Below are 25,999 nucleotides of genomic sequence, written 5' to 3'. Positions count from 1 at the left end.
CTTGCGAAGCAGATGATCAGCCGGAACCAGCTGATCCAACGTCACCATCTCAAGCGCGGTCTGTTCGGGGGCGGGTCGCTTCAACATGACCCAGTGAATCAAAAACCCCCGGCTAACGCCAGGGGTTTGTCAGCAGTCTGAGCGGGGCACATGCCCCGCTTTTTTGTTGTCGCCGCGCCGCGCGTTGGCAACATTCGTTGGCTTCAGTGCTTCGACTGGCGTTTCGGCTCGTAGCGGCCGTCCGGCAGCTTGTCGAACATCTCGCCGATCTGCGGATGCCGTACCGGTTCGCCCGACTGGTCCTCGAGCAGGTTCTGCTCGGACACATAGGCGATGTACTCGGTCTCCGAATTTTCCGCCAGGAGATGGTAGAAAGGCTGGTCCCTGCGTGGACGCACGTCGGCGGGAATGGCCTCGTACCATTCCTCGGTGTTGGCGAATTCGGGATCGACGTCGAAGATCACGCCGCGGAACGGAAACAGCCTATGGCGAACCACTTGTCCGATCGAGAATTTGGCCGTTTTCATCACGTTCACCACCTGCAGCACCGCGCGTCCTCTCGGACGCGCAAAGAATGCTGCAGCACTTTAGTTTTGCGCATGATCCTCTTCGAAAATCGATCCGATTTTCGGGCCATGCGCTGTTCCGAGGCGCCTGTCGTGGCTGCGCGCAAGGCGCCTAAGATCTTGAATTTACACGTCACCCGGCCAGAAATCGACCCCGACTTTCGGCTTGGTGCCTATTTGGCGCAGGCGCGGCGGCAATTCAATAGCCAACGCCTTGACCTCAGCCGAAGCAACGGGTTAGCCCGCACGGGAGTTTTCTGCCCGAGCGAAAATGTCTGACGTCATCGGTCTCGTCCTTCCATTCTTCGGCATGATCTTTGTCGGTTTCCTGGTGGCGCGCATCACCAGGCAGCCGCTGGAAGCGCTCGGCTGGATGAACATTTTCATCGTCTATGTCGCGCTGCCGGCCCTGTTCTTCCAGTTGCTCGCCAAGACACCGTTCGAGCAGTTGACGGAGTGGAGCTTCATCCTTGGCTCGCTGATCGCCACCTATGGGATCTTCACACTGATGTTCGCCTGGTCGGTCTTCGTTTCCCGCGGCGGGATCGCGCCGGCGACGATCACCGCCCTTGCCGCGGCTTACGGCAACATCGGCTATATGGGCCCCGGGCTTGCCTTGCTGGCGTTCGGCGAGCAGGCGGCGGTGCCGGTGGCGCTGATCTTCTGCTTCGAGAACATCGTGCATTTCACCGTGGCGCCGATGATGATGGCGTTGTCGGGCAAGGAGAAGGCGCCGCCGCTCCAGCTGGCGCTCGGCGTCGTGAAGAAGATCGCGCTGCATCCCTTCATCATCGCGACGGCGCTTGGCGTCGCCGCCGCCTATGTGGAGTTCCGCCCGCCGCTGCCTGTCGATCGCTTCCTGGACTATCTCGCCCGCGCGGCCGCGCCCTGCGCCCTGTTTGCCATGGGGGTGACGCTTGCGCTCCGACCGCTCAACCGTGTGCCGCATGAACTGGCGTTGATCGCCGGGCTGAAGCTTATCGTCCACCCGCTGCTTTGCTATGTCGTGCTGAGCTGGATCGGCAATTTCTCGCCGACCTGGGTCTTTTCCGCCATGCTGCTGGCGGCGCTGCCGACGGCGACCAACGTCTTCGTGATCGCGCAGCAATATGACGTATGGGTGCAGCGGGCTTCGGCCAGCGTGCTGATCACGACATGCCTTTCAGTGGTGACGGTGACCGCGCTGCTCTACGCGATCCGGCACGGAATCCTAGCGGCCGACCTCTTTCCTTAACCCGCCGGCAATCGCGCGAAAACCGCTGCCTGGCCGCAGTCCCTCGCGCATGAAGAAGGCGCGCAGCGGCGCGAAGCCGCCAAGCGCATTGAGGCCGGCGCTGCGCGCCAGCTGCGTCGGCAGCATGTCGGACAAGAGCGACATGTTGAGCAGGTTCACCGCGCCGCTACGCGCCCATATGTCGGGCCGGCGCCTGGTGTCATAGACGGCGAGGCTCCCGCGCGATCCGGGGTCCGCGCTGTTTTCACTCGCGATTCCAATCAGATCGTCGATATCCCTGATACCGAGGTTGAGGCCTTGGGCGCCGATCGGCGGAAACACGTGCGCCGCCTCGCCAACCAGCGCCACGCGGTTTTGCGCGAAACGGCCGGGCGAGGCCGCCGACAAGGGATAGACCTGGCGCCCCGGCTCGACCGAGACGCGGCCAAGCATCGATTGCATCTGCTGCTCAACACGCTCCGACAGGGTTGCATCGTCGAGCGCGGCAAGCTCCAGCGCCGTTTCCGGCTTGACCACCCAGACAAGGCTTGAACGCCTGCCGGGTAGCGGCACCTGCGTGAACGGCCCTGTCTCGGTGTGGAACTCGGTCGAAACGAAGCCGTGCTCGCTGCGGTGGCCGAAATTGAGCACGAGCGCCGACTGCGGATAGGGCCGCGCAAAGGCGCGAATGCCGGCGGCTTCCCGTGCCGGGGACAGGCGTCCGTCGGCGGCAACCGCCAGGGACGCGGAGATTTCGCTGCCGTCGGCCAGCCGGGCGTGGGCCTGATCGGCGTCGAAGCGCCATGACTCGACGGTGGATTTCAGCCATTCGACGCCGCGATGGGCCGAAACGGCATTGGCGAGGATCGGTATCAGATCCTTGTTCGGCAAATTGAGCCCGAATTGTTCCTCGCCGATCTCGCTGGCGCGAAAGGTCACGGTCGGGCTTCGGATCAGCCGGCGGGTGGCGTCGACGATGCGCATCACCTTGAGCGGCGCGGCCTGCGGCTTCAGCTCGGCAAGGACGCCCAGCCGTTCAAGGACCTTCAGCGCCGGATTCATGAGGGCGGTGGTGCGGCCGTCGGCGCTGTTGGCTTCGGGGCCGACCAGCGTCACGTCGAAACCGGCCTCGGCGAAGCCGAGCGCCGCTATCAAGCCGGCCGGACCGCTGCCGGCAACCAGGATGCGGGCTTTGTCGTTGTGCTCCACGCCAGGCTTCCACAATGCGAGGCGACCCTTCGGGCCTTTGTCTGGATATAGGGCAGATCAGCCGGCTTGATCAACGCGGCGATTCAGCCCATTCGATTGCCATGAGTGGTGAGCAACACGATTTCAGCCATCTCGACCGTGCGGGCCGAGCGACGGCAGGCGTGGCGCGCAGCCCGCGCCTTACGGTCATGCTCACGATCGGCGTCGGGATAGGCCTTGCCTGGCTCCTGCTTGGCGCGATGGCGATCCGCGGCGCTGAAAACAGCCCCGTCGGCGGCCCCGGCGACATGCTGCTGAAGAATCTGCCGAGCCTGCCGTTGCCGGGTTTCCTGGACTGGTTCTTCGCTCTTTGCCTCGCTCCGGCACCGCTTGCCGGCCTTGCCGGCCTGCAAGCGCCGGCGCTGGTGATGATGTGGTTCCTGATGGCCGTGGCGACGATGCTGCCTTCGGCGGCGCCCTTGATCCGCACCTATTGTGAAATCGCCGATACGGCGAGGATCAAGGGCGAACTCGTCGCTCATCCGCTGGTGCTTGTTGCCGGATACCTTACCACATGGCTTGGCGCATCAGTGGGCTTTACGCTGTTGACACTCGCGGTCTACGCGTTTGCCGGTTCCGGCCGGATACTCGATCCCGCCATCGGCATTGCCGGCGCCGCCGCGCTGCTCGTGGCCGGCCTCTATCAGTTCAGCGGCCTGAAACAGGCATGCCTGGAAAAGTGCCGCAACCCGTTCTCGATCCTGTTCGCCAACTGGAGCGCGAAGCCGGCCCGCATCTTCCGTTTGGGACTGGAGCAGGGCGTCTGGTGCCTCGGTTGCTGCTGGGCGCTGATGCTGGTGATGTTTGCCGTCGGCGCCATGAACGTCTTCTGGATGGCGCTGATCGGCTTGTTCACCCTGATCGAAAAACAGACCGGCGGCAGGGTGGCCAGCCGGGTTGCCGGTACGATACTGCTTGTGTGGGCGGCTGCCCTGCTATTAGTTTCGGCGTGAGGGGGAGAATTCGATGACCGACCAAAGCTGGGCAATGAAAGGGGAGTTGGTACTCTCTTGCAATTGCACGGTTTTCTGTCCCTGCGTGCTGTCGCTCGGTAGCCATCCGCCGACCGAGGGCTATTGCCAGACCTGGGCCGGGTTCCGCATCGACGCGGGCCATTTCGGCGACGTCGACCTGTCGGGCCTCAATCTCGGCCTGATCATGGAAATCCCCGGCTATATGAGCCGCGGCAACTGGACGGCCGGCCTGTTCATCGACACGCGCGCTTCGGTCTATGCGGTGAAGGCGCTGACCAAGATCTTCACCGGCAAGGCCGGCGGCACCACCTCACTGTTGTCGATTCTGGTCGGAAAATTCCTCGGCGTCGAGCAGGTGCCGATCACCTACGAGACGCGCGACAAGACGCGCGTCTTCCAGATACCGAAGATCATAGACGGCGCGGTGACGCCAATTCCCGGCAAGGATCGCGAGAAGGATACGGTGATCACCAATTCGGAATATTGGATTGCGCCGGAAATCATCGTGGCGAAGTCCGACAAGAGCAAGATGCGCGCCTTCGGCCGTAACTGGAATTTCGCGGGCCGCTCGGCCGAAATCTGCAAGCTGGACTGGCGGGGACCGTGAGCAAGAACACAGCGGCCAGGAAAGCAGCCAAGAAGATCGCGGAGCGGATTCCGCTGCCGAAGAAGAAGGTGACGTGGCCGCAGGCGCGCGCGTTCTCCGTCCATCTGCTCACCGCATCAGGGTCGTTCCTTGCCTTCCTGTCGCTGGTTGCGGCGAGCGAGGAACGCTGGACGGCGATGTTCTGGTGGCTGGGACTGGCGCTTTTCGTCGACGGCATCGACGGCCCGATCGCCAGGAGGCTCGAGGTCAAGGACATCCTGCCGACATGGTCGGGCGAGCTCCTCGACAACATCATCGACTATGTCACTTACGTGCTCATACCGGCCTTCGCGCTCTATCAGCGCGGTTTCATGGGCGAGAACCTGTCCTTCCTGTCCGCGGCCATCATCGTGGTCTCCAGCGCGATCTACTACGCCGACACCGGCATGAAAACGAAGGAGAACTTCTTCAAAGGGTTCCCGGTCGTCTGGAACATGGTGGTGTTCACGCTCTTCGTCATAGAGCCCGGGCAATGGGTGTCTTTCGCTGTCGTGGTGGTCGCCGGCATCCTGACCTTCCTGCCGATCAATTTCATCCATCCTGTGCGCGTCGTGCGGTTGCGACCGCTCAATCTCGGCATGACGCTTTTGTGGTGCGCCTTCGGCGCGCTGGCGCTGGCGCAGGCGGCACTTGCCACCTTCTATGACAAGATCGGCGTGCTGGGAGAGCAGGTCAGCGACTTCACCAAGATCGGCATAACGATCACCGGCCTCTATCTCGCCTGCATCGGAGGCATCATGCAGATGTTTCCCAGTCTGGGCGCCAAGAAGCCCTGATCCTGGATCAGGATATTTTTGGTCGAATGGTCATCCTGGCCTGGCTGTCCATCGGCGCACGGCCTTCCGGAAACCGCTTCTCCGTCTCGGGATCAAGTTTCCGGATTTTGTACGTACCTTTCAGAGAGTTGAGCGATGTCCAAGGCAATCCGTATCCACGCCAATGGCGGTCCCGAAGTCCTGGCCTATGAAGACGCCGATCCCGGCCAGCCGGGAGAAGGCCAGATCCTGATCCGGCACACCGCGATCGGCCTCAACTTCATCGACGTCTACTACCGCTCGGGGCTCTACCCGCCACCCGGTGGTTTTCCGCTGATTCCGGGCGGCGAGGCGGCGGGCGTCGTGCTGGCGCTCGGCAGCGGCATCGACTGGCTGAAGCCCGGCGACCGCATCGCCTATGCCGTCAATGTCGGCGCCTATTGCGAGAAGCGGGTGATCGCCGCCGATCGTGTGGTCAAAGTGCCGGACGGCATCAGCGATGAGCAGGCGGCGGCGATGATGCTGAAGGGCATGACCGCCGAATACCTCTTGCGCCGCACTTTTCCGGTCAAGGCCGGCGATACGATCCTCTACCACGCGGCCGCCGGCGGCGTCGGCCTGATCCTCGGCCAATGGGCAAAGCATCTCGGCGCGACCGTGATCGGCACCGCGAGTTCCGCCGACAAGATCGAGCTCGCGCGGGCGCATGGCTTCGATCACGTCATCAACTACAAGGAGCAGGATTTCGTCGCCGGAGTCGCTGCGCTTACGGGCGGGAAGAAATGCGACGTCGTCTACGATTCCGTCGGCGCCGACACCTTCCCGGCATCGCTCGATTGCCTGCGGCCGCTGGGCATGTTCGTGAGTTTCGGCCAGTCGTCCGGGCCGATCCCGCCTTTCTCGATGTCGCTCCTGGCGCAGAAGGGCTCGATCTTCGCAACCCGGCCGACGCTGTTCGTCTACAACGCCAGCCGCGAGGATCTGGTGAAGTCGGCCGAAGCGCTTTTCGACGTGGTCATGAGCGGCGCCGTCGAGATCAAGATCAACCAGCGCTATGCGCTGAAGGACGCGGCAAAGGCGCAAGCGGATCTCGAGGCCCGCAAGACGACTGGAACGACTGTCCTCATTCCTTAGAGCTTTCGGCATCACGCCTTAGCCGGCTGCCCTGTTTTTCAGCGACTTGCCGTGCCCGAAGGCACGGCTTGCCTGAAAAGCGCTGCGGATTTGCCTGCGTTCTCTACAGGCCTATCTTAGCCCTTGAGTTTCCGCTGAAATTCTTGAAGCTCTTTCAAGTAGGGTGCTGCTTTCCGATGGGAGCCGGCCGCGCATACCATGCTTTCGGGAACACAGAACATATCCGGGAAACCGGGTGGGAGGCACTGTGAGTGCAAATCATGACGGGGCGAACCTGCTCGAGGTTCGTGGCCTTACCAAGATTTTCGGCACGCTGACTGCGTGCGATCACATCGATCTCAATATCGCAAAGGGCGAGATCCACGCGTTGCTCGGCGAGAACGGCGCCGGCAAGTCGACGCTGGTCAAGATGCTGTTCGGATCGCTCGAACCGAACTCGGGCGAAATCTTCTGGGACGGCAAGCCGGTCAAGATCACTAGCCCGGGCATGGCCAAGAAGCTCGGCATCGGAATGGTGTTCCAGCATTTCTCGCTGTTCGAAGCGCTCACCGCGGCCGAGAACATCGCGCTTTCGCTCAATGACGGTTCGCCGATCGGCAGCATCGCCGCGAAGGCGAGGGCGCTGTCCTACAGCTACGGCTTGCCGCTCGATCCGGATTCGCTGGTCGGAGACCTTTCGGTCGGCGAACGCCAGCGCATCGAGATTATCCGCTGCCTCTTGCAGACACCGCAGCTCATCATCCTCGACGAGCCGACCTCGGTGCTGACGCCGCAGGAGGCCGACAAGCTGTTCGAAACGCTGGAGCGCTTGCGCTCGGAAGGCAAGTCGATCCTCTACATCTCGCACCGGCTGGAAGAGGTCAAACGCATCTGCGACCGCGCCACGGTGCTGCGCCACGGCAAGGTTGTCGGCCATTGCAACCCGCGCCAGGAGACCGCCGCGTCGCTTGCCCGCATGATGGTGGGCAGCGAGGTGAAGGCGGTGGTGCGCGCGCCGGCGGAAGGCATCGAAACGGCGCCGGCACTGCTGGAAATCCGCAACCTCAGCCGCAAGCCGGCGACGCCCTTCGCAATACCACTCAAGAACATCAATCTCAGCGTGCGCGCCGGCGAAGTGATCGGCATCGCGGGTGTGGCCGGCAACGGCCAGGGCGAGTTCTTCGAATCCGTTTCCGGCGAAGTGCTGCAGCAGGATGCCGGTTCCGTGCGCATTCGCGGCAAGGATGCCGGAGGCCTGGCGATCACCGGCCGCCGCCTGATGGGGGCCGCTTTCGTGCCCGAAGAGCGCCTGGGTCATGGCGCGGCGCCGCGCATGAAGCTTTCGGAGAACCTGCTTCTGTCGCGCCACGCCACCGACGGCAAGGCCTTCGTCGGCTCGGGCGGCATGGTCAAGAACGGCGCCGTCTACAGCGCCGCCCAGCGCATCATCACCGCCATGGACGTGCGCAAGAGCGCGCCGGATCCGGAAGCGGCGGCGCTGTCGGGCGGCAATCTGCAGAAATTCATCGTCGGCCGCGAGCTCGACCGCAAGCCGAGCGTCATGATCGTCAACCAGCCGACCTGGGGCGTGGATGCCGGCGCCGCCGCCCATATCCGCCAGGCGCTGATCGAGTTGGCGCGCAGCGGATCGGCGGTGCTGGTCATCAGCCAGGACCTCGACGAATTGTTCGAACTGTCGGACGCGATCGCGGTCATGCACAATGGCGAATTGTCCAAGCCGCTGGCGATCGCCGAGGCGACTTTCGAGAAGATCGGCCTCTTGATGGGCGGCGCCGAGCCCGGGCACGCCGAACACAGCCTGGAGATGGCATGATGCGCATCGAACTGGTCAAACGCCCGCAGCGCTCGGTGCTGTTCTCCATGCTGTCGCCCTTCATCGCCTTCGCGCTGACGATCATCGCCGGCGCCATCATGTTCGCCTTGCTCGGCGTCAATCCGCTCAACGCCTTCGAGATCTATTTCGTCGAGCCGATCAGCCAGGTCTGGCAGCTCCACGAGCTGGCGATCAAGGCAGCGCCCCTCATCCTGATCGCGGTCGGCCTGTCGGTCTGCTACAAGGCCAACATCTGGAACATCGGCGCCGAAGGCCAGTTCATATTCGGCGCAATCTTCGGCTCGATCATCCCGGTGCTGTTCCCGCAATTCGAAGGTCCGCTGGTGATCCCGCTGATGCTTCTGCTCGGCATGGTCGGCGGCGCGTTCTACGCATCCATCCCGGCGCTGCTCAAGACCCGCTTCAGCACCAACGAGATCCTGACCAGCCTGATGCTGGTCTATGTCGCGCAGCTCTTCCTCGACTGGCTGGTGCGCGGTCCGTGGCGCGATCCGCAAGGCCACGGCTTCCCGCAGACCATCCAGTTCGGCGATTCCGCTGTGCTGCCCGAGCTGATGCCCGATGCCGGCCGCGCCAATTGGGGCTTCGTCTTCGCCCTGGTGGCCGCCGTTCTGGTCTGGCTGATGATGAGCCGCATGCTCAAGGGTTTCGAGGTCCGCGTGCTGGGTTCAAGCCCAAGGGCAGGCCGCTTCGCCGGCTTCGGCTTCAACCGGATGGTGTTCTTCACCTTCCTTCTGTCTGGCGCACTGGCCGGCCTTGCGGGCATCTCGGAGGTTTCCGGCGCCATCGGCCAATTGCAGCCGGTGATCTCGCCCGGCTACGGCTTCACCGCCATCATCGTCGCCTTCCTCGGCAGGCTCAATCCGCTGGGCATCGTCGCCGCGGGCCTGGTGCTGGCGCTGACCTATCTCGGCGGTGAGGCGGTGCAGAGCGCGCTCGGCATCTCCGACAAGGTGGCGCGTGTGTTCCAGGGCATGCTTTTGTTCTTCGTGCTCGGCTGCGACACGCTCATCCACTACCGCATTCGCCTGATCGGCATGGCGCTAACGAAGCCGAATGGCGCGACGAAACTCGAAGCAGCGCCCAAGCTCGAGGAGGCCCGCTGATGGACATCACCGTCAACATCCTTTTGACCATCGCGACCGCTGCAACGCCGCTTCTGATCGCGGCGATCGGCGAGCTGGTGGTCGAGCGCTCCGGCGTGCTCAATCTGGGCGTCGAAGGCATGATGATCATGGGCGCCGTCGGCGGCTTCGGCGCCGGCTACCTCACCGGGTCGCCATGGATCGGCCTGCTTGCCGCGATCATCGTCGGCGCGCTGTTCTCGCTGCTGTTCGCCGTCATGACGCTGTCGCTCGCCACCAACCAGGTGGCGACCGGCCTGTCGCTGACGCTGCTCGGCCTTGGCCTCTCGGGCATGATCGGCACCAGCTTCGTCGGCCAGCCGGGCGTGAGATTGCCAAATCTCGACATCCCGGTGATCAGCTCGATCCCGGTTGTGGGCAAGCTGATCTTCGGCCAGGATCCGGTCTTCTATATCTCGATCGCGCTGACCGCGGCGGTGATGTGGTTTCTGTTCAAGACGCGCACCGGCCTGACGCTGCGCTCGATCGGCGACAGCCACACGTCGGCGCATGCGCTCGGCATCAAGGTCATCCGCTACCGCTATCTCGCCGTGATGTTCGGTGGCGCCTGCGCAGGCCTTGCCGGCGGCCACCTGTCGCTGGTCTACACGCCGCAATGGGTGGAGAATATGAGCGCGGGCCGCGGCTGGATCGCGCTGGCGCTGGTGGTGTTCGCTTCCTGGCGTCCGTGGCGGGTGCTGGCCGGCGCCTACATCTTCGGCGCGGTGTGGATCGGCCAGCTTCATGCACAGGCTTTTGGCATTCCGGTACCTTCGCAGTTTCTTTCTTCGCTGCCCTATCTGGCAACCGTCGTGGTTCTCGTTCTAATCTCCCGCAACAAGCGGCTGACGATGATGAACACGCCGGCTTCGTTGGGGCAGCCATTTGTTCCGGATCGTTGACGACAACAAAAAGACGGGAAGCTCCAAGGCTTAACTCAGAGAGGTAACACAATGAAAAAACTGCTTATAGCGTTGATGACCACGGCTGCGGCCCTGTCGCTGGCGGCAACCGCTGAAGCTGCCGACAAGCTCAAGGCGTGCTGGGTCTATACGGGTCCGATCGGCGACTTCGGCTATTCCTACCAGCACGACCAGGGCCGCCTCGAGGTCGAGAAGGCGCTCGGCGACAAGGTCGAGACCGCCTATCTCGAAAACGTATCGGAAGGTCCGGACGCCGACCGCGCTTTCGAGCGCCTGGCGCGCGAGAAGTGCAAGATCATCTTCGGCACATCCTTCGGCTTCATGGACGCCGAAGTGAAGGTCGCCAAGAAGTTCCCAAAGGTGATGTTCGAGCATGCCACCGGCTTCAAGACCGGCGACAATCTCGGCATCTACAATGCGCGCTTCTATGAAGGCCGCTATGTGCTCGGCCAGATCGCGGCCAAGGAATCGAAGAAGGGCCTCGCCGGCTACATCGTCTCCTTCCCGATCCCGGAAGTGGTGATGGGCATCAACTCCTTCATGCTCGGCGCGCAGTCGGTCAATCCCGACTTCAAGGTCAAGATCGTGTGGGTGAACTCCTGGTTCGATCCGGGCAAGGAAGCCGACGCCGCCAAGGCGCTGTTCGACCAGGGCGCCGACATCATCGTCCAGCACACCGACTCGACTGCCGCGCTGCAGGTCGCCGAGGAGCGCAAGCTGCACGGCTTCGGGCAGTCGTCCGACATGATCAAGTTCGCGCCGAACGCGCAGCTGACCTCGCTGACCGACGAGTGGGGGCCGTACTACATCAGCCGCGTCCAGGCTGCTCTAGACGGCACCTGGAAGCCGGACAATGTCTGGCTCGGCATCAAGGACGGCGCCGTCAAGCTTGCGCCCTACACCAACATGCCCGACGACGTGAAGGCGATGGCGGAAGCGACCGAGAAGAAGATCGCCGGTGGCTGGAACCCCTTCACCGGACCGGTGTCCAAGCAGGACGGATCGCCCTGGCTGAAGGACGGCGAGGTCGCCGACGACGGTACGCTGCTCGGCATGAATTTCTACGTCAAAGGCATCGACGACAAGCTGCCGCAGTAAGCAGCAAGCAGCTGAACCGAAACGGAAAAGGGCGCCTCCGGGGCGCCCTTTTTTCTTTGAAGCTGCCTTGTTCGTGTGGGCTGTCAGACCGCCGAACCGTAGAGATCGTAGGCGTCGGCGCGGTCGATCTTGACCGTGACGATCTCGCCGGCGCGCAGCGGCCGCCGCGACTGGATGTGCACCGAGCCATCGATCTCCGGCGCGTCGTATTTGGTGCGGCCCTTGGCCGATGTGCCATGCGCCTCGTCGATCAGCACCGGCAGGCGCTTGCCGACCTTTTTTGCCAACTGCGCTGCCGAGATCTTCTGCTGGCGCTGCATGAAGCGGTGCCAGCGCGCTTCCTTGATCTCCTGCGGCACCTGCTCCAGCCCGAGGTCGTTGGAGCGGGCGCCCTTCACCGGCTCGTATTTGAAACAGCCGGCGCGGTCGATCCTGGCTTCGTCCAGCCAGTCGAGCAGCATCTGAAAATCATCTTCGGTCTCGCCGGGGAAACCGACGATGAAGGTCGAGCGGATGGCGAGGTCGGGGCAGACCTCGCGCCAGCCGCGGATGCGGTCCAGCGTCTTTTCGCCATGCGCGGGGCGCCGCATGTTCTTCAGCACCTGCGGCGAGGCGTGCTGGAAGGGGATGTCAAGATAGGGAAGGATCTTTCCTTCCGCCATCAGCGGAATGACGTCGGCGACATGCGGGTAGGGATACACGTAATGCATGCGTATCCAGATGCCGAGCTTGCCGAGCTCCTCGGCGAGGTCGAGGAATTTCGCCCGCACCTCGCGATCGCCAAACATCGATGTCTGGTATTTGATGTCGATGCCGTAGGCGCTGGTATCCTGCGAGATGACGAGGATCTCCTTGACGCCGGCCTTGGCGAGCTTTTCGGCTTCGCGCAGCACATCCGCGGCCGGGCGCGAGACGAGATCGCCGCGCAATGCAGGGATGATGCAGAAGGTGCAGCGGTTGTTGCAGCCCTCGGAAATCTTCAGATAGGCGTAGTGGCGCGGCGTGAGCTTCACGCCCTGCGGCGGCAACAGGTCGACATAGGGATCATGGCTGGGCGGAGCCGCTTCGTGGACCGCCGCCATCACGCTCTCATAGGCCTGCGGGCCGGTGATCGCCAGCACGTTGGGGTGCTTTTCGCGGATGACCTCCGGCTCGGCGCCGAGGCAGCCGGTGACGATGACGCGGCCGTTTTCGGAAAGGGCGGAGCCGATGGCGTTGAGCGACTCGTCGCGCGCGGAATCGAGGAAGCCGCAGGTATTGACGACGACGAGGTCGGCGCCGTCATGCTTGCGTGCGATCTCATAGCCTTCGGCGCGGAGCCGCGTGATGATGCGCTCGGAATCGACGAGCGCCTTCGGGCATCCAAGACTGACGAAACTGACGCGTGGGGCGGACATAAACTTTGTTTTCCAAGAGATGAGAGCGAGATCGAGGATTGAGCCACAGGCTCCGAAGATCGATCTACGTGCGCGGCTTTGAGCCATTTCGCGCGGGCGCAATAGCACGCTTCGGCACAGAAGCAAACCTGCCAGCCGGCCAGGACGAGAGGCGCTGCGCGGACGCTCGCCAGAAAGAGCGTCAGTGGCCGCCCGGCCCGAACCATGGTGCCAGGAAGGCAAAATGGTCGGGAAACTGCTGCACGGCGCCTCCGAGAAGCATGTTCACCGCGACGTAAAGAATGATCAGCAGGCCGATATAGGCGATCCAGCGATACTTGTGCAGAAGGCGTGCGACAAAGGATGCGGCGAAGCCCATCAGCGCGATCGAAAGGGCCAGCCCGATGATCAACACAGTGGGGTGCTTCATGGCCGCGCCGGCGACGGCGAGCACGTTGTCGAGCGACATCGAAACGTCGGCGATGACGATCTGCCAAGCGGCTTGCGAGAAGGTCTTGCGCTTGCTCTTGCCGGAGACCGATCCATCCTTGTTGTAATCGCTGTTCGACAGCGCTTCGGTGGCGTCGCGCTCGTCGTCGTGGCTGACGCGCAATTCGCGCCACATCTTCCAGCACACCCACAGAAGCAGAAGCCCGCCGGCGATCAGCAGCATCGGGCCGATGGTCAGCAGCCATTGCGTGATCAGGGCAAAGATTATGCGCAGGACCGTGGCCGCCGCGATGCCGACAAGGATGGCGCGCTTGCGCTGATCCGCGGGAAGGCCGGCTGCCGCGAGGCCGATCACAATCGCGTTGTCGCCGGCCAGCGCGAGATCGATTGCAACGACCTGGAGGAGAGCTGAAAGGCCTGCGGCAGTGAATATTTCCATCGACTAGAAATCCTTGCCTGAAATGAGCGTAGCCCTTATCCAGACGGCCCTAAAGGCATGGTCCATCGGCGTCAAGGCACAGGCTTGGACATCGCCGGAAAACAACGCCGGCGGCGCAAGCCCTCAGGGATTTCGGGTGGTCGTCGGCAAGGCGGGCAGGGCGGAAAACTAATCGTAGAGATTATATTTGGCCCAGTCGGATTCCGGGATTTCGTCACCGATCTTGTAGCGGAACTGCAGCACTTCCATATGGTCCGGCCCGGTCTGGCATTTGAACTTCAGCCGGTACCATTGGCCCTTGCTGCGGAAGGCCGCGCCCGAGCTCTTGATGGCATCGGCGCTCATCTGCGGCGTGGCGAAGGCGTAGGCCACGACGCGGTCGGCCTTGTAGTTGTGATCGTCGTGACTGATCCGGTCGAGGACTTCGGCGTCACACCGCTGCTCGAGGCGAGTCTGCGGGTCGAGTTTCATCAGGCCGGCGCGCAACGCATTGTCCATCGCCTTGGCCGGCAAGACCAGCGTCAGCGACGCCAGAACCATCAGGCAGAGCTTTTTCATGGGCGCGACAAGCAGCATATTTTGTCTGAGAAATCAAATGAACGCTGCTTCACCAACCGTTGACCGGCGCGCCAATGCGCGCCGCAAAACAATTCGGTCCTTCAATCATTGCACCCGGCGTACCACTCTCGGTGGCCAGGCTTGCAGAATCGCCAATGTTCGCGAAAACACTCGGGTCTATGTGAGGTGCCGCGTTCATGCGTCTTCCTTTAATCGGGTCGCGATATGCCCAGAAAAGTCAGCCGCTCCAGGACGCATTCGACCGCGTGCGTGGCGCGCCTCGCATGGCGGGGCTGACCGGGACATCGATCCGGTGAATGCGCAGGCATGGGGCCGCGCAGCCTGGGTGCACGAGTTCGAGCCGGACCGCTCGGTGAAGCCAAGTTTCCAGGCGGCTCCGGGCACCTCCTTCGTCATCCAGGGCGCCTCGGCCGCGAGGACGCGGTTGCCGTCAATGCGGGCCTGAAAATGAACTGGAGCTCGAACACTTCGATGTTCGCCGCTTTCGACGGCAAAGTTGGCGACGGCTTGCAGAGCTATGGCGGCCACCGGCCGATAGTCCGCCGGATCGCGAGGCGGCGGTTGTTCGCAGGGAACGCCCGTATCCTTTCACAATCCTTCGCCCTGGGCATTGGGGACGCCGCTGCAGACGATCCAGTTGCGCGGGGCGCGTGGCAGGCACATGACAGATTTAGGCTTCATCTTCGGCCCCGCGGCGCAACCCGCGTCGCCGGAGTCGGCGGCGTGCGCGAAGGCCGCCGAACCCAGGAAGATTGCCAAGGCGAAGGCTTGTGTTTGCCTGGCCATCACGGATCGCTCCTTGGAAAGTTTAATTTCCTTCGGGCCAGGGCACCCAACGAAACGTCATCCTAGTCCGGATTGGCGCTACTCCTCCGAGACCGGCTTGTAAGTTTCGCATGCCTTTGGGTCGGTTCGGGTCAGGGCAAACGTCCGGTCCTCCTTGCCGAGCGTCATGCTGTGGCTTTCCTCGTCGGCGCTGTTGCCCTCGACATAGATCGGGCTCTGCAGGAAAAGCGTGAGCGATTGGCCGTCCTGCGCCGGGTCGATCAGGCCGTAGCCGGCTTCCTCGGCGGACTCGTCTTCCGTCACGATGCAGTCGAATCCCGCCGGCCCGTTGAAGTTGGGGATCATCTTGTGATCCGAAGTGTCGATCCCGGCACCCTGCCGCCAGTCGCAGGCCGCATAGATGCGTTTTTCCGGGCCCGTGCGCGGCCGCAGCACGATGGTGACGAAGCCCTGCTCGAAGGCCAGGAGAATGGACTTGGTCGTCTGCCTGGGGTGCTGTGCGAGATGCGCGGCGGAGTAGTCGCGCTCAAAGCAGAGGACTGAGCCTTTGGTTGTGGTGAGCGGTGAAAGCGGATCGCTCAGTTCTTTCGCGGCGGCTGGTCCGCCGAGCATGACGGCCAGGCCGGCTGCCAAAACGAGCGGACGACCGAAGCTCGTTCTTTCCATCGACGATTGCATGACAGGCCTCCAGACGTTTCTCATCTCAGAGCATTGGTCGCAGCGCCCGAGCAATCGGTTCATGCTCTGATTTGAAATTGGTCTGTAAGCTGTAATTTGCGCTGTTTTTGACGCGTTTCCATGAGCGCTGCCTTTGGCGCTTTGCTGGCGGAGGGAGTGGGATTCGAACCCACGGTGAACTTGCGCCCACGCCGGTTTTCAAGACCGGTGCCTTAAACCGCTCGGCCATCCCTCCGTCGTGATCTTCACGAGGGCGCTTCCGTCTCGTTGGCCACAAGGGCTGTGTCGATAGGACTGCGCGCCATGCTCTAGTGCGTCGCGCAAAGACCTGTCAATCGCAAGGAGCCAATCATGCGCAAGAAGCAATCAGGCGGGCCACCGTCGAGCCGCGAGGCATTCCATCGAATCGGCTGCATTGACAATTCGGCGCAAGGTCGGCCAATGTCGACTTGCTAATATTTCAAGCAGGGGGAAGCTGTGAAGAAAGACTACGAGAAGCCGCTCCTAACGAAGCGCGAGATGCTGTCGCGCGCGACTGCTCAGCAGGCTTCGTCCGCACTGCCACAATAACGGACAAGCGTCTGTTCGCCTGCAGGTTTTGGCTCGCCGATGATCCTTCCTGGCGGTGCGGATATTGCCGGCGTTGCCTCTCGGAATCGGGGCAGGCGGCTTGCCGGGGGTATGGCCCGGCATTCTCGCCATAATCTCGCCCTGTTGCTGCCATAATCGATTAACATCGTGATAAGCAATTCCGGTGCAAAAGGGATTGGGGATCAAGGTGTTGGCCTGGTGGGCGACTTCTGGCCCCGTCGGGTGGCAGTACGGTAGGGGACAATCGAGAACATGCAGACTCCGGCGCGCCCGCGTCTTCGTCGCGCTTCTGCTTTCGCCTTGTGCGCCCTTTCGGGCCTCATTTTGGCTGCCTGCGCCTCGCAGCCCGAACCGAAGGGCATGGTCTACAAGAAGGCTCGCTCCAAGGAATATTTCGCCGAGTCCGAGTATGGCGTGAAGGCAAGCCCGCGCGTGCAGTTCATGCGGCGGGGCGGCGGTCGCGACCAGCTCGGCAAGCCCTACCAGGTGCGCGGCAAGTGGTACTATCCGAAGGAAGATAAGAAGGGCTTCACCAAGGTCGGGCTGGCGTCCTGGTATGGTGACGCCTTCCACGGCCGTTTGACCGCCAATGGCGAAGTCTACGACATGACGCATCTTACCGCGGCGCATCCGACGATGCCGCTGCCGAGCTATGCCCGCGTCACCAATCTGGAGACCGGCAGCTCGGTGATCGTGCGCGTCAACGATCGCGGTCCCTACCATGAGGGCCGCATCATCGACGTCTCCGAGCGCGCGGCGCAGATGCTCGACTACGACAAGGTCGGCACGGCCAGGGTCAAAGTCGAATATGTCGGCCGCGCGCCGCTCGACGGTGACGACGATCAGTATCTGGTGGCCTCCTATCACCCTGGCAACAACCGGCCGGATCCGTCGGACGGTCTGCCGACCGGCGTGATGGTGGCCATGAACGGCCCGTCGCCGAGCTTGTCGACGGGCGTGCCGCCGGCCGCCGTGCCGTTCCCTGGACAGTTGACCAATTCGGGGCAGGCTTTTGCCGCGCAGCCGGGCCTGTCGGACCAGCCGACCGTGCAACCGGCGGCGTTCTCGACACAGGGCGCGAGCGATGTCGTGCTGCCCGATTTCGGACCGATCGTGCCGGTGCGGCCGGACCTCGCCCTGCCACCGAACTCACCCTTCGCCGTGGCTTCGCTGTCCTATGCGGATGAGCGGGTGCAGCGTGCCGACGTCTTTGCCGCGCTCGATGCCGGTGGCATGTCGCCTGCCGATGTCCTGCAGTCGTGGCGGAAATCGAACCGCCAGGAACAGGCGCCGGCATCCGACTATGTCGCCGCCGGTTCCTTCGACGAAGCCGCGGAGGCAAAGCGCGTGGCCTCGGCGCTCGAGCCATTCGGCCGGACCGAGATCCAGCGCACCGAACTCGACGGCAATGACTGGTATGCGGTCAATGTCTATCCGGACGGCCATGGCAGCGTCGACGACCTGCTTCAGGCGGCCTGGTCGCATGGCGCGCCGGACGCGCTGGTTGTGCGTAACTGATCAAATTCGCGCTGCCCGTTGATCCGGCCGAAAAAACCCTGATAGCTTGGCCGAGGGGTAGTCTTTGCGCAATTCCGGGCGAAAACCGTTCAACGTCTCCGGTGTTGCTCAGATCGGGTCGACATTTCATGCAACTGCGCATTTTTCCGCCTTTCGCCAGCCTTCTGGGATTGGTGCTGGCGCTGCTTTGCGCGGTCCCGGCAAGCGCGCAGCTTTTCGAGACCAAGGCGACGCAGGCGTTCATGATCGATGCCGACACCGGCACCGTGCTCTTCGCCAAGGATCCCGACAAGCCGATCCCGCCGGCCTCGATGGCCAAGCTCATGACGATGGAAATGGTCTTCAACGCCATCAAGTCGAAGCGCATCACGCTCGACGATACTTTCGTGGTCAGCGAAAACGCCTGGCGCACCGGCGGCGCGCCGTCCGGAACCTCGACCATGTTCGCCAAGCTCAAATCCGAGGTCCGCGTCGAGGATCTGATCCAGGGCGTCACCGTGCAGGCGGCCAATGACGGCTGTATCGTGCTCGCCGAGGGCATGGCCGGCTCGGAAGCGAATTTCGCCGCGCAGATGACCGATCGCGCCCGCCAGATCGGTCTTCAGAAATCGACCTTCGTCAATTCGACCGGCCTGCCGGCCGACGGCCAGCAGACGACGGTGCGGGAGTTGACGATGCTGGCGCTGCATCTGTGGCGCGACTATCCGGAATTCTTCCACTATTACAGCCAGCCGGACTTCACCTGGAACAAGATCGCGCAAAGAAACCGCAATCCGCTGATCGCCATGGGCATCGAAGCCGACGGCTTTGTGGCCGGCGCCAGCGAGCAGGCGGGCTTCGGCCTGGTCGGCACCGTCAGCCACAACGGCACGCGCGTGATCGCCGCTCTCAGCGGACTGGCAAATGACCGCGAACGCTCCGAAGAGGCGCGCAAGCTGCTCGACTGGGGCTCGCGGTCATTCCAGAAGACCGAGATATTCGCCAAGGACGAGGTCGTCGGCGAAGCGCAGGTTTTCGGCGGCGCCAAGTCGGGCCTGGCCTTGAAAGCGAAAGGTCCGGTCGACATCTTTCTGCCGATCGCCAACCGCGACAAGCTGACCGCCAGGATCGTCTACCAGGGTCCGGTATCGGCACCGGTCGAGGAGGGGCAACCGGTCGGAGAATTGCGCGTTTGGATAGGCGATACGCTGAGCCAGCAGACGCCGCTCTATGCCGCCGAGTCGGTGAAAGTGGGCACGCTGCCGCAGCGTGCGCTCGACGCGGCCAAGGAACTCGCTGTCGGCTGGCTGCGTCAGAAACATTTGTGATCGGGCAACTTCGTGGACCTTTTGTCGGACGGGAGCTATGACAGCGGCCAGCACGGGCAAAGGCAGTCTCGATTGGCGAGCGGATTTTTCATCACCTTCGAGGGCGGCGAAGGAGCAGGCAAGTCGACGCAGATCGAGCGGCTGGCGCGGCGCATGCGCGCCAAGAAATATGAAGTGCTGGTCAGCCGCGAACCAGGCGGATCGCCCGGCGCCGAGGCCGTAAGGCATGTGCTTCTGTCGGGCGCGGCCGAGCCGTTCGGCCCAAAGATGGAGGCGATCCTGTTCGCCGCCGCGCGCTCCGACCATGTCGAGCAGGTGATCCGGCCGGCGGTCGAGCGGGGCTCGATCGTGCTGTGCGACCGCTTCATCGATTCCTCGCGCGTCTACCAAGGCGTCACGGGCGGCCTCGATGCTGATTTCATGAAAGCGCTGGAGGCAGTGGCCATCAACGGCATGATGCCGGACATGACGCTGATCTTCGACATCGATCCGGTCGAGGGCCTGAAGCGGGCCACGGCGCGGCGCGGGGCAGGGGACGCCGCCGATCGCTTCGAAAAGGAGACCTTGGCCATTCACCGGCGACGGCGCGAGGCTTTCCTTGCCATTGCCGAGGCGGAGCCGGAGCGCTGCATCGTCATCGACGCTTCCGCCGATCCCGATACGGTGGAGAATGTCGTCACCGCCGCCGTCTTCACGGCGCTGGAAGAGCGAATGCCGGCGCAAAGGATTGAGACGGCGCCGGCATGATCTTCGAACGCATCGCTCCGGAACAGCATGACACGCTGGACGGCGTGCCCGAGCCGGCTGAAACGGCGCGGCTGGTTGGCCACGCGACGGCGGCCGGGATGCTTGCGAGCGCCTACCGCGGCTGCAAGCTGCCGCACGCGCTGATTTTCACCGGGCCGCAAGGCATCGGCAAGGCGACGATGGCCTTTCACATGGCGCACCATCTTCTGAGATATCCGGATTTCAAGACGGCGCCCGACATGCTTGCCGTTCCCGATCCGGCCTCCTCGCTGTTTCGCCAGATCGCCACCGGCGCGCATCCTTCGGTGCTGCACCTCACCCGTCCGGCCAACGACAAGACCAAGAGCTTCAAGACGGTGCTGACCGTCGACGAGATCCGCAAGGTCAGCCGCTTCCTGTCGATGACCTCGCATGACGGCAGCTACCGGGTCGTCATCGTCGATCCGGCCGACGACATGAACACCAACGCCGCCAATGCCTTGCTCAAGAATCTCGAAGAGCCGCCGGCGCGCACATTGTTCATTCTGATCGTGCACGCGCCGGGCAGCCTGTTGCCGACGATCCGCTCGCGCTGCCAGATGGTGCGGCTGGCGCCGCTGGCCGCCGACGAGCTGATGGCGGTGCTGGAGAATGTCGAGCCGCCGCCGCCGGACGATCCGGCCGCGCGCGCGGCGCTTGCCGAGCGGGCAGGGGGCAGCGCCCGCAACGCGATCCTGCTCACCCAGTATGGCGGGCTGGAGATCGCCGGCGCGCTCGACACGCTGGTGGCGGCCAGGAAGCCCGACATCGCCGGCGCCCATCGCCTTGCCGAAGCCGTGGCCGGACGCGACCAGGCGATCCAGTTCGACATCTTCAACCGCCGCGCGCTGGACCTGCTTTCGGCCGCCGCCAGCGAGGCGGCTTTGTCCGGCGATCTCGCCAGGGCCAAAACACTGTCCGAGGCTTGGCACGAGGCGCTGAACACGATATCTGAGGCAGAGACCTACAATCTCGACAAGAAGCAGCACGCCCTGACCATGATCGACCGCCTGAAATCTGCGATGCGAATGTGAATGCGCCCTTGTCCTCGGGATGGCAATCGCCGTCTCGATGAGATATCCACCGCCACACTTCCCATTCAGACATTCATGGCGATTTCATCCATGGCACGCGAAAAATTCTACCTGACCACTCCGATCTTTTATCCGAATGGCAAGCCGCATATCGGCCATGCCTATACGGTTATTGCCAGCGACGCACTGGCCCGCTTCCAGCGGCTGGACGGCAAGGACGTGTTCTTTCTCACGGGCACTGACGAGCATGGTCTCAAGATGCAGCAGACGGCCGAGAAGGAAGGCATCACGCCCTTGGAGCTTGCCGACCGCAATTCGGCAATCTTCCGCTCGATGACCGAGACCCTCGGCGCCTCGAATGACGAATTCATCCGCACGACCGAGCCACGCCATTACGCATCCTGCCAGGCGATCTGGAAGGCGATGGCCGCGAATGGCGACATCTATCTGGACCGCTACAGCGGCTGGTACTCGGTGCGGCAGGAGGCCTATTTCGACGAGAGCGAAACCACGCTCGGCGAGGATGGCGTGCGCCGCGAGCCGCTTGGGTCGCCGGTCGAATGGAACGAGGAGGAAAGCTATTTCTTCCGGCTGTCCGCCTATCAGGACAAGTTGCTGGCGCTGTATGAAAGCCAGCCGGATTTCGTCGGCCCTGCGGAACGCCGCAACGAGGTGCTCAGCTTCGTCAAGTCCGGCCTGAAGGATCTGTCGATCTCACGAACCACCTTCAAGTGGGGCGTGCCGGTGCCCGGCGACGACAAGCATGTGATGTATGTGTGGGTCGATGCATTGACCAACTACATCACCGCCGCCGGCTATCCCGATACAAAGTCAGAGAAATGGAGCTTCTGGCCGGCCACGCATATCATCGGCAAGGACATCGTGCGCTTCCATGCGGTGTACTGGCCGGCCTTCCTGATGTCGGCGGGGATCGCCCTGCCGAAGCGCGTTTTTGCCCACGGCTTCCTGTTCAACCGCGGCGAGAAGATGTCGAAGTCGGTCGGCAATGTCGTCGACCCGTTCACCATGGTCGAACACTACGGTCTCGACCAGGTGCGCTATTTCTTCCTGCGCGAGGTGCCGTTCGGCCAGGATGGCAGTTATAGCCACGAAGCGATCGTCAACCGCACCAACGCGGATCTCGCCAACGGCCTCGGCAATCTGGCGCAGCGTTCGCTGTCGATGATCGCCAAGAACTGCGGCGGCAAGGTGCCGGCGCGTGGCGACCTCACCGAGGCCGACACGGCGATCCTCGACGAGGCCGTGGAAGCGCTTGCCGTCGCGCGCAGGGCAATGGCGGAGCAGGGCATCCACCTGGCGCTGGCGGCGATCTTTGGCGTGGTGTCGGAAGCGGACCGCTATTTCGCTTCGCAGGAGCCGTGGGCGCTGCGCAAGACCAATCCGGAGCGCATGGAAACCGTGCTATGGACGACGGCCGAGGTGGTGCGCCGGGTGACGGTGCTTTGCCAGCCCTTCGTTCCCGGGTCGGCTGCGAAACTGCTCGATCTGTTGGCCGTGCCCGCGGACAAGCGCAGTTTCGAGCATGTCCATGCCGACCATGCGCTGGTCCCTGGCACCGCCTTGCCGGCGCCTGAGGGCGTGTTTCCCCGTTACGTCGAGCAGGATGCCAAAGCCTGATGCTGGTCGACAGCCATTGCCATCTCGACTTTCCGGACTTCGCCGAGGAGCGGGCGGCTATCGTCGCCCGCGCCCTCGCCGCCGGAATCGGCCGTATGGTCACGATCTCGACGCGCGTGAGGCGCTTTCAGCAAATCCTTGAAATCGCTGAAGCTTTTAGCGAGGTTTATTGCTCGGTCGGCACCCATCCGCACAATGCCGCGGAAGAACTGGACGTCACCGCCGACGAGTTGGTGCGGCTTTCCGGCCATCCAAAGGTGGTGGCGATCGGCGAAGCCGGGCTGGATTACTATTACGACAAGGCGCCGCGCGATGCGCAGGCGCAAGGCTTTCGCACCCATATCGCCGCCGCGCGCCGGACCGGCCTGCCGCTGGTCATCCATTCGCGCGATGCCGACGACGACATGGCGTCGATCCTCGAGGACGAAACAGGGAAGGGCGCCTTCCCCTTCATTCTGCACTGTTTTTCGTCCGGACGCAGGTTGGCCGAAGTCGGCGTGGCGCTGGGCGGCTATGTCTCCTTTTCCGGCATCCTGACCTTCAAGAACTCGGCCGAGCTGCGCGCCATCGCCGCCGACGTCCCGCGCGAGAGGCTGTTGGTCGAGACCGACGCGCCCTACCTTGCGCCAATCCCGTATCGGGGAAAACGCAACGAACCGGCCTATGTGACGAACACGGCGAAGGTGCTGGCCGAGACCATTGGCGTCAGCGAGACCGAGATCGCCGATATCACCACCGGGAACTTCTTTCGGTTGTTCACCAAGATACCGCGTCCCGACATAGCGGCGGGCTGAGGCATGGGCGATCGGCTGCGCTTTACCGTTCTTGGCTGCGGCTCATCGCCCGGCACGCCGCGCATCACCGGCGATTGGGGCAACTGCGATCCCAAGAATCCAAAGAACCGGCGCATGCGCACGGCCGCGCTGGTCGAGCGTATTGCCGGCAACGGCGCGCGCACCACGGTCGTCATCGACACCGGGCCGGATATCCGCGAGCAGATGCTGTTGGCCTCCGTCAAGCGCATCGACGCGGTCGTCTACACGCATCCGCATGCCGACCATATCCACGGCATCGACGATCTGCGCGGCTATGTGCTCGAGCAACGCCATCGCATCGATGTCCATGCGGACGAGCCGACCATGCTGCGGTTGCGCCAGGCGTTCGGCTATTGCTTCGAGACGCCGCCGGGCAGTTCCTATCCGCCGATCGTCAAGCCGCATCTTATCGACCACGCCAGGCCGGTGGTGATCGAAGGCGAGGGGGGTCCCCTCACCCTTGAGCCGCTGCCGCAGATCCATGGCGACATCATTTCGCTGGGCTTTCGCGTCGGCGGGCTCGCCTATTGCCCCGACATCAGCGACTTTCCGGCCGCTACCGCGCAACGTTTGCACGGCCTCGACATGCTGGTCATCGACGCGTTGCAGTACAGCACGCATCCCAGCCATCTGTCGCTCGGCCAAGCGCTGGAGTGGATCGAAAGGCTGGCGCCCAGGAACGCTGTGCTGACGCACATGCACGTGCCGCTGGATTACGCCGTGGTGATGGCAGAAACGCCGGAGCATGTGGTACCGGCCTATGATGGCATGATGATCGAAATCGCTTACGAGCGAGATTGAGACGGTCGACGGAAAGCGGTCAGCCAGAACGATGCGCCACGACCCTTAACTCGATCACCACGGAATCGGAGGCAAAACCCGCGACCTCAATCGCCGTCCATGCAGGGTAAGGTTCGCGCACGAATTGCGCCCATATCGACTTGAATTGCTCCAGATGATGGCGAAGCCCGACGTGATACGAAGTGACCTCGACAACGTCTCCGAACGTGAGCCCGCCTTCTTGGAGCACCATCTGCACCTGGATGAAAGCGTCCCATATCTGCTCGGAGGGGTCAGCTGACAGAGTGCCGTCCAACCCGCTGCACTCCAGTCCGGGCGACATTCTCCAGTCGCGATAGAGCGGTTCCATCCCTGATGGGATAATTGCCTTCTTTCCCATGTGCTTCCCGCCACTTCCGGCCAATGCGTCAGTTCCATAATATATCTTATGCGACTTAGCGTAACGCTCGAAACCATGCGAACCGTTTTCGAACCTCAAACGAAAATCGGGAGCATGAATGAAAAATGTTATCCTCCGGTCAATCGTCGTCCCGCTCGCCTCGCGTGCGGGCACTGCGCTTGCTACCTACGTCGTCGCCAAATGGGGCCTTGATGGCACTTTGGCGGATCAGTTCGCAAATGGCGTGCTGGCTGTTGTTCTGGTTGGTTGTGACATAATCACCAGCAAGGCCCTGTCCCTCGTCGGTATCGACAAACAGGAGGCGGCCTAATTCATCGAAGCCCTCTTGGGCCTCGGTGGCTCGCTGCTCTCCGGCCTCTTTGGCTCGGGCGATCAGGAAACAACCTCGCACGTTGATTATCAGCGGATGGTCCGCGATGCGGAAGCCGCTGGCTTCAACCCGCTGACCGCAATCCGCAACGGTGGATCGGCGGGCTTTACGTCAACAACCACTCCGGGTAATCCTGTCGGCGGCGCGTTATCACGCGTCGGTGATTGGTTGACCAATTTCAACCCGTTCGAAGACGCCGAACGGTCTCAACGGAGCAGGCTGCTTGACGCACAAATCGCAAACCTCAACGCGGAAACCGGAAATCTTCTACACACTGTTCCTAGTCGGAACGGGCCTGTTGCTTCCGGCGCTGGTGTTCGGAATGCCCCGGCTTCCCTATCTCGGGGATGGGCAAAAGGACCGCCGTTAACTGTCCTTGGGCAGTTAACCGGGAACCCGATCTACGGCCCGGTTTCGGGCTCGATGCCAGGGGGCGGCGCAACCTCCAAGGGTAATGCCGCCCTCTCCTCCTTCACGCCTCCGCCGTTGAAGGACGGTAAGCTGAACAACACTCCGTGGTTGGACAGCTTCACCAATGGCTTCTTGCGCCATGATCCGACAAGCCCGGACGTGTCCGGCTTCGAGGATGCGTACGGTGATAGCGAACTAGGCTCAACCGTCGCATGGGCGGCCCAAACTGGCCGCGACATCCTCTACAATCTCGATCACTACGCTTCGGCGGGGGATCGCATGATCGCGGATCGCGTCTCGCGCCTCCGCAAGGGCAAGCCATACAAGCCCGCACGCGTGCGCGGCTCGGCGGCTAGCCGTGGCGTCCAACTCTATCAATCGCCCTTCGGAATGCCCCTGTCGGGGCCGTCCTTCTAATGGCGTGCGCGTCCTGCGCACGTCGTCGCAAAGTCCTGTCCGGCGCGCTCCGTCGCGTCATCACCAAACTGAAAGGTAGAAAAAATGGCTCGCTCAAGAGGCGGTAACG

At 63.0% G+C, this 25,999-nt stretch carries 27 protein-coding genes and 1 tRNA gene; 19 read left to right on the top strand and 9 right to left on the bottom strand.

Annotation, left to right across the window (positions count from 1 at the left end):
• Window positions 1–203: 203 nt before the first annotated feature.
• On the bottom strand, window positions 204–527 hold the full coding sequence (gene hspQ / locus AC0YKC_RS29435) for a heat shock protein HspQ (RefSeq protein ID WP_488513606.1): 324 nt from the start codon (window positions 525–527) through the stop codon (window positions 204–206).
• Between the two features lie 310 nt (window positions 528–837).
• Between hspQ and AC0YKC_RS29430 the strand changes: the two genes are divergently transcribed.
• Entirely contained in the window at window positions 838–1,800 is a 963-nt protein-coding gene (locus AC0YKC_RS29430; RefSeq protein ID WP_320295622.1) for an AEC family transporter, read from the top strand.
• On the opposite strand, the gene AC0YKC_RS29425 is transcribed toward AC0YKC_RS29430, so the two are convergent.
• Window positions 1,777–2,988 (bottom strand): UbiH/UbiF family hydroxylase, encoded by a 1,212-nt coding sequence (locus tag AC0YKC_RS29425; RefSeq protein WP_488513605.1) that lies wholly within the window; start codon window positions 2,986–2,988, stop codon window positions 1,777–1,779. The genes AC0YKC_RS29430 and AC0YKC_RS29425 overlap by 24 nt on opposite strands.
• A gap of 101 nt (window positions 2,989–3,089) precedes the next feature.
• On the opposite strand from AC0YKC_RS29425, the gene AC0YKC_RS29420 reads away from it, so the two are divergent.
• From AC0YKC_RS29420 to AC0YKC_RS29385, 8 genes are all read left to right on the top strand, one after another.
• Window positions 3,090–3,980, top strand: a complete 891-nt coding sequence (locus tag AC0YKC_RS29420; RefSeq protein ID WP_488513604.1) for a DUF2182 domain-containing protein — start codon at window positions 3,090–3,092, stop codon at window positions 3,978–3,980.
• A gap of 13 nt (window positions 3,981–3,993) precedes the next feature.
• On the top strand, window positions 3,994–4,608 hold the full coding sequence (locus AC0YKC_RS29415; RefSeq protein ID WP_488513603.1) for a DUF1326 domain-containing protein: 615 nt from the start codon (window positions 3,994–3,996) through the stop codon (window positions 4,606–4,608).
• On the top strand, window positions 4,605–5,423 hold the full coding sequence (gene pcsA / locus AC0YKC_RS29410; protein ID WP_320295618.1) for a phosphatidylcholine synthase: 819 nt from the start codon (window positions 4,605–4,607) through the stop codon (window positions 5,421–5,423). The genes AC0YKC_RS29415 and pcsA overlap by 4 nt, the downstream gene beginning before the upstream one ends.
• Before the next feature lie 135 nt (window positions 5,424–5,558).
• Window positions 5,559–6,536 (top strand): quinone oxidoreductase family protein, encoded by a 978-nt coding sequence (locus AC0YKC_RS29405; protein ID WP_488513602.1) that lies wholly within the window; start codon window positions 5,559–5,561, stop codon window positions 6,534–6,536.
• A gap of 247 nt (window positions 6,537–6,783) precedes the next feature.
• Window positions 6,784–8,349, top strand: a complete 1,566-nt coding sequence (locus AC0YKC_RS29400) for an ABC transporter ATP-binding protein (RefSeq protein ID WP_488513601.1) — start codon at window positions 6,784–6,786, stop codon at window positions 8,347–8,349.
• The gene (locus tag AC0YKC_RS29395) at window positions 8,346–9,476 is read left to right on the top strand and encodes an ABC transporter permease (RefSeq protein ID WP_434722629.1); all 1,131 of its coding nucleotides are present in this window, start codon (window positions 8,346–8,348) and stop codon (window positions 9,474–9,476) included. Before AC0YKC_RS29400 ends, AC0YKC_RS29395 begins: the two co-directional genes overlap by 4 nt.
• Window positions 9,476–10,396, top strand: coding sequence for an ABC transporter permease (locus AC0YKC_RS29390; protein WP_320295614.1), 921 nt, complete (start codon window positions 9,476–9,478; stop codon window positions 10,394–10,396). The genes AC0YKC_RS29395 and AC0YKC_RS29390 overlap by 1 nt, the downstream gene beginning before the upstream one ends.
• Before the next feature lie 51 nt (window positions 10,397–10,447).
• Window positions 10,448–11,515, top strand: coding sequence for a BMP family ABC transporter substrate-binding protein (locus AC0YKC_RS29385; protein WP_320295613.1), 1,068 nt, complete (start codon window positions 10,448–10,450; stop codon window positions 11,513–11,515).
• Window positions 11,516–11,598: 83 nt separating this feature from the next.
• Here the strand turns inward: AC0YKC_RS29385 and rimO are convergent, their stop codons facing one another.
• The 3 genes from rimO to AC0YKC_RS29370 all read right to left on the bottom strand — a co-directional run bounded on the left by rimO (window position 11,599) and on the right by AC0YKC_RS29370 (window position 14,356).
• On the bottom strand, window positions 11,599–12,912 hold the full coding sequence (gene rimO / locus AC0YKC_RS29380) for a 30S ribosomal protein S12 methylthiotransferase RimO (protein ID WP_320295612.1): 1,314 nt from the start codon (window positions 12,910–12,912) through the stop codon (window positions 11,599–11,601).
• Window positions 12,913–13,093: 181 nt separating this feature from the next.
• Window positions 13,094–13,780, bottom strand: a complete 687-nt coding sequence (locus AC0YKC_RS29375; RefSeq protein ID WP_320295611.1) for a TerC family protein — start codon at window positions 13,778–13,780, stop codon at window positions 13,094–13,096.
• A 168-nt stretch (window positions 13,781–13,948) separates the two neighbouring features.
• Window positions 13,949–14,356, bottom strand: a complete 408-nt coding sequence (locus tag AC0YKC_RS29370; RefSeq protein WP_320295610.1) for a DUF930 domain-containing protein — start codon at window positions 14,354–14,356, stop codon at window positions 13,949–13,951.
• A 295-nt stretch (window positions 14,357–14,651) separates the two neighbouring features.
• Here AC0YKC_RS29370 and AC0YKC_RS29365 point away from each other — a divergent pair, with 295 nt between their 5' ends.
• Window positions 14,652–14,804 (top strand): hypothetical protein, encoded by a 153-nt coding sequence (locus tag AC0YKC_RS29365; protein ID WP_488513600.1) that lies wholly within the window; start codon window positions 14,652–14,654, stop codon window positions 14,802–14,804.
• Window positions 14,805–14,947: 143 nt separating this feature from the next.
• Here the strand turns inward: AC0YKC_RS29365 and AC0YKC_RS29360 are convergent, their stop codons facing one another.
• The 3 genes from AC0YKC_RS29360 to AC0YKC_RS29350 all read right to left on the bottom strand — a co-directional run bounded on the left by AC0YKC_RS29360 (window position 14,948) and on the right by AC0YKC_RS29350 (window position 16,058).
• A complete protein-coding gene (locus AC0YKC_RS29360) occupies window positions 14,948–15,145 on the bottom strand; it encodes a hypothetical protein (protein ID WP_320295608.1) in 198 nt (65 codons plus the stop codon).
• 78 nt (window positions 15,146–15,223) lie between these two features.
• Window positions 15,224–15,823, bottom strand: a complete 600-nt coding sequence (locus AC0YKC_RS29355; protein ID WP_320295607.1) for a hypothetical protein — start codon at window positions 15,821–15,823, stop codon at window positions 15,224–15,226.
• A 145-nt stretch (window positions 15,824–15,968) separates the two neighbouring features.
• A tRNA-Ser gene (locus AC0YKC_RS29350) sits at window positions 15,969–16,058 on the bottom strand.
• Between the two features lie 608 nt (window positions 16,059–16,666).
• On the opposite strand from AC0YKC_RS29350, the gene AC0YKC_RS29345 reads away from it, so the two are divergent.
• The 7 genes from AC0YKC_RS29345 (at window position 16,667) to AC0YKC_RS29315 (ending at window position 24,292) form a co-directional block, all read left to right on the top strand.
• A complete protein-coding gene (locus tag AC0YKC_RS29345; RefSeq protein WP_320295606.1) occupies window positions 16,667–17,932 on the top strand; it encodes a septal ring lytic transglycosylase RlpA family protein in 1,266 nt (421 codons plus the stop codon).
• 128 nt (window positions 17,933–18,060) lie between these two features.
• Window positions 18,061–19,239: a D-alanyl-D-alanine carboxypeptidase family protein gene (locus AC0YKC_RS29340; protein ID WP_488513599.1), complete on the top strand. Its 1,179-nt coding sequence runs from the start codon at window positions 18,061–18,063 to the stop codon at window positions 19,237–19,239.
• A 72-nt stretch (window positions 19,240–19,311) separates the two neighbouring features.
• Complete coding sequence (gene tmk / locus AC0YKC_RS29335; protein WP_320295604.1) at window positions 19,312–19,986, top strand: dTMP kinase; 675 nt, start codon at window positions 19,312–19,314, stop codon at window positions 19,984–19,986.
• Complete coding sequence (locus AC0YKC_RS29330) at window positions 19,983–21,038, top strand: DNA polymerase III subunit delta' (protein ID WP_488513598.1); 1,056 nt, start codon at window positions 19,983–19,985, stop codon at window positions 21,036–21,038. The genes tmk and AC0YKC_RS29330 overlap by 4 nt, the downstream gene beginning before the upstream one ends.
• Window positions 21,039–21,128: 90 nt before the next feature.
• Window positions 21,129–22,676 (top strand): methionine--tRNA ligase, encoded by a 1,548-nt coding sequence (metG, locus tag AC0YKC_RS29325; RefSeq protein WP_488513597.1) that lies wholly within the window; start codon window positions 21,129–21,131, stop codon window positions 22,674–22,676.
• On the top strand, window positions 22,676–23,470 hold the full coding sequence (locus AC0YKC_RS29320) for a TatD family hydrolase (protein WP_488513596.1): 795 nt from the start codon (window positions 22,676–22,678) through the stop codon (window positions 23,468–23,470). Before metG ends, AC0YKC_RS29320 begins: the two co-directional genes overlap by 1 nt.
• Window positions 23,471–23,473: 3 nt before the next feature.
• On the top strand, window positions 23,474–24,292 hold the full coding sequence (locus AC0YKC_RS29315; RefSeq protein WP_488513595.1) for an MBL fold metallo-hydrolase: 819 nt from the start codon (window positions 23,474–23,476) through the stop codon (window positions 24,290–24,292).
• A 19-nt stretch (window positions 24,293–24,311) separates the two neighbouring features.
• Here AC0YKC_RS29315 and AC0YKC_RS29310 read toward each other — a convergent pair whose 3' ends face one another.
• Window positions 24,312–24,671: a Rid family hydrolase gene (locus tag AC0YKC_RS29310; protein WP_488513594.1), complete on the bottom strand. Its 360-nt coding sequence runs from the start codon at window positions 24,669–24,671 to the stop codon at window positions 24,312–24,314.
• A 118-nt stretch (window positions 24,672–24,789) separates the two neighbouring features.
• On the opposite strand from AC0YKC_RS29310, the gene AC0YKC_RS29305 reads away from it, so the two are divergent.
• Window positions 24,790–25,002 carry a hypothetical protein gene (locus tag AC0YKC_RS29305; RefSeq protein ID WP_127240460.1) on the top strand — a complete coding sequence of 71 codons (213 nt, stop codon included), beginning with the start codon at window positions 24,790–24,792 and terminating at the stop codon, window positions 25,000–25,002.
• Between the two features lie 15 nt (window positions 25,003–25,017).
• Entirely contained in the window at window positions 25,018–25,890 is an 873-nt protein-coding gene (locus tag AC0YKC_RS29300; protein ID WP_488513593.1) for a hypothetical protein, read from the top strand.
• The last annotated feature ends 109 nt before the right edge of the window (window positions 25,891–25,999 follow it).

The sequence above is a fragment of the Mesorhizobium sp. CNPSo 4661 genome (assembly GCF_057784215.1).
The sequence above is the reverse complement of the archived record's forward strand: the minus strand, read 5'-3'. Positions and strand labels throughout refer to the sequence as shown.